Source organism: Leisingera sp. F5, from assembly GCF_001593695.1.
Window position 1 is genome coordinate 1 of sequence record NZ_LUKH01000278.1, and the last position, 3,146, is coordinate 3,146.

A 3,146-nucleotide genomic window follows, 5' to 3' on the forward strand; every position below is an offset into this window, starting at 1 on the left:
GCGGTACGGATGGCGCGTTCGGTTTCCTGCATGGCGTTGATTTCGCCGAACTGAACACCGCGCGACCGCGTGGTCGCCGCGCCGATCACCCGGAACCCCGACTGCCCGGCCAAGGCCCCGATCGAGCCGTCTTCGCTCAGCCGCCCGGAACCGTCGAACCGCAGCACCAGGCAAGCGATCTTGGAACTGCCCACATCCAGAATGGCCACTACGCCGCGCTGCATCGCCTGGCGCCGCATCTGCCGCATGGCCCGCTGCGATTGATAGAGATCTGTCATGCTACTGCCCGCCCCCATTCAGCTGCCGGATCCGCCACCAGTTTTCCACTGAGTTTTCGGTCATACGCACGGTCGGGCGCCCAGCCAGGCGCATATCCACCGCTGCCACATCGCGTTCCAGCAAATCCTGTACCTCACTCACCGCCAGCACCCGCTCCAGCGCGCGCTGCGGCTGCTCCGCCGGCAGCATGATCCGCTGCTTGCGGTCCAGCACCACGTCCCAGCGCCGCTCGCCCACTCGGACCAGTCCGCGCAGCCGCGGCCCCAGCGGCTTGGCCGCCGCAAACAGCCGCAGCGCCTGCGCCGCGTGCTGATCGGCCCCCTTGCCGGCGATAAGCGGCAGGTTCGGGTGCAGGTTGCGGCGGCCCAGCTCGGCCACGTGAATGCCGTTTTCGTCCAGCAGCGCCAACCCTTCGCGGCTGCGCCAGATCAGCACCGGCACGCGTTCCTCGACGTCCACTTGCAGGATGCCGCCGGGGCGGATCCGCACGCGTGCAGTCTTGACCGGGTCCAGCCCGGTGATCACATCGCGGATCCGCTCCAGATCCAGATCAAAGGAACTGACGGGAAAATCTGCCGGTACCACCTCGCGGATGTCCTGCGCCACGCTGGCGCCCGCCCCGTCCACCGCCATCACATTAACCATGAACTCGGGGCGTTCCTCGATTGCGGCGCGGGCATCGCTGACCAGCCCCTGCAACGCGGCACGGCGGGTTTCATCCGCCAGATAGGCACTGCCCGCCGCAAAAATCAGGCAAAACGGCACCCCGATGCGCAGGCCGAACCGGATACCCGGCGTCAGCATCCAGCGCTGCAACCGGTACTTCAGACGCGACGGCGCCGGATCCGCCCGCCCCTCGCCGCCGCCGCCGCTGCGGCGGAAACGCCCCTTCAGCGGTTGCATGAAGCATCCTCCACCATCCAGGCGCAGAGTTCGCCGAAGGTCATGCCTAGATACGCTGCCTGCTCCGGCACCAAAGAGGTCGGCGTCATGCCGGGCTGGGTGTTGGTTTCCAGCAGAATCAGCCCGCTGGCGCCGCGCGCCTCATCCCAGCGGAAATCGGTGCGGCTGACACCGCGGCAGCCCAGCACCTCATGCGCCTTCAGCGCATAGTCCAGGCACAGGTCATGGATTTCCCGCGGCAAATCCGCAGGCAGCACATGGCACGATCCGCCAGGCTTGTATTTGGCGTCGTAATCGTACCAGCCATCGGTCAGGATATCTGTTACGGTCAACGCCCTGTCCCCAATCACTGTGGTGGTCAGCTCGCGTCCCGGCGCATAGGTCTCAACCATCACTTCGGCAGGCATTTCCTCGGACAGCTGCGGCGGGCCATTGGCGGCCTCAAGCACGATATAGATGCCGACACTAGAGCCTTCGTTGTTGGGCTTCACCACATAGGGCGGCGCCATCACATGGCCCGCCATCACGTCACCCTTGGCAAACAAGCCGCTTTCGACAACCGGCAACCCGGCGGCACGGTAGACTTCCTTGGAGCGCTGCTTGTCCATTGCCAGCGACGAGGCAAGCACCCCGGAATGGGTATAGGGCAGTCCCAGCCATTCCAGCACGCCTTGCACGCAGCCGTCTTCGCCCCAGCGCCCGTGCAGCGCATTGAACACCACATCCGGCTTGATATCCGCCAGACGCGCGTGCAGGTCCCGGCCTGCATCCACCTCGACAACCTCGAACCCCTCACCGCGCAAAGCGGCCGCGCATTCACGGCCGCTGGACAGCGATACTTCGCGTTCGGCTGACGGGCCACCCATCAGCACCGCGACTTTCGGGAGTGCCCTGCTAGACTTACTCACCACGAAGCGCCTCAATACATGCGGGGCTTTGCGCCCCTGTTTCTTGGAGCCTGGAACAGGCCCGCATTATGTCTTTGCGCCGGTTAGATCCGGCTGATTTTTGCGGGGCAGCCTGCCCCGGATTCTGCTGGGCATCCGCCCTGTGCATCGGCATAGAATTGCCGCCTCTTCGGCACCCTACCGCCCAAAACCTTACCGGGGCGTTAATGATGCTTTTACCACGTTTATCAATTGCCGCTGCCCGCGCCCCTCCGGAGCTTTATGGTCACCTCTAGCTGCGGCAAGCGAAGCCTTTGTCAGCACTCAGGTTTTCCAGTCATTCGGACAGCTGTTCGGGAAGCGGATCACCAATCCGCATGATTTCCCACTCTAGCGTGATGCCGGAATCTTCGTAAACCTTTTTCCGCACATCTTCGCCCAGACCTTCCAAATCTGCGGCAGTTGCGCCACCCGTGTTGATAAGGAAGTTGGAATGTTTCCCGCTCATCTGCGCACCGCCGCGCCTTGCGCCGCGCATGCCGGCGTTGTCGATCACCTTCCAGGCCTTCAGGTCATGCACGTCATCCGCACGGCCCGTGGATGAAAACCCCGCCGGATTGCGGAAGGTAGAGCCGGCCGAACGGTCGCGGGTCGGCTGGCTCTCATCGCGCTTTTGCAGCTGTGCCTCCATCCGGGCACGCAAGTCCTCTGGATCGCCCTTGGGACCGCGCAAGGTGGCATGGACCAGCACCGCGCCCTCCGGGAAAGCGGTCTGGCGGTACTGGAAATCCAGCTCCTGCGCGGTAATCTCGCGGATCTCGCCCTCGCGGGTCACGATGGTGGCCGACACAAACACATCCGCAGTATAGCTGCCGTAACAGCCCGCGTTCATCCGCACCGCGCCGCCGATCGAACCGGGAATAGTGCGCAGGAAGGTCAGGTCAACACCTGCATCCGCCGCACGTTTTGCAACATGGGCATCCAGCGCCGCCGCACCGGCGGTGACGGTATCCCCGTCAACCGAAATCCCGTTAAAGCCGCGGCCCAGCCGGATCACCACCGCGCGCATGCCGCCAT

At 64.4% G+C, this 3,146-nt stretch carries 3 protein-coding genes and 1 pseudogene; all 4 read right to left on the reverse strand.

What is annotated here, in order from left to right; genetic code table 11:
- A pseudogene (locus A2I95_RS28805) lies at nucleotides 1–278 on the reverse strand (cell division protein FtsA); the annotation flags it as partial.
- A 1-nt stretch (nucleotide 279) separates the two neighbouring features.
- A complete protein-coding gene (locus A2I95_RS28810) occupies nucleotides 280–1,182 on the reverse strand; it encodes a cell division protein FtsQ/DivIB (RefSeq protein ID WP_291735406.1) in 903 nt (300 codons plus the stop codon).
- On the reverse strand, nucleotides 1,170–2,048 hold the full coding sequence (locus A2I95_RS28815; protein ID WP_367152924.1) for a D-alanine--D-alanine ligase: 879 nt from the start codon (nucleotides 2,046–2,048) through the stop codon (nucleotides 1,170–1,172). The genes A2I95_RS28810 and A2I95_RS28815 overlap by 13 nt, the downstream gene beginning before the upstream one ends.
- Nucleotides 2,049–2,406: 358 nt before the next feature.
- Nucleotides 2,407–3,146 (reverse strand): UDP-N-acetylmuramate dehydrogenase (gene murB / locus A2I95_RS28820; RefSeq protein ID WP_291735409.1); only part of this gene is annotated, 740 nt, incomplete at its 5' end.

Excerpts from the sequence above, each read along its gene's own strand:
- A2I95_RS28810 (WP_291735406.1), bottom strand. The coding sequence starts at position 1,182 with ATGCAACCGCTGAAGGGGCGTTTCCGCCGCAGCGGCGGCGGCGGCGAG.
- A2I95_RS28815 (WP_367152924.1), bottom strand. The coding sequence starts at position 2,048 with ATGGGTGGCCCGTCAGCCGAACGCGAAGTATCGCTGTCCAGCGGCCGT.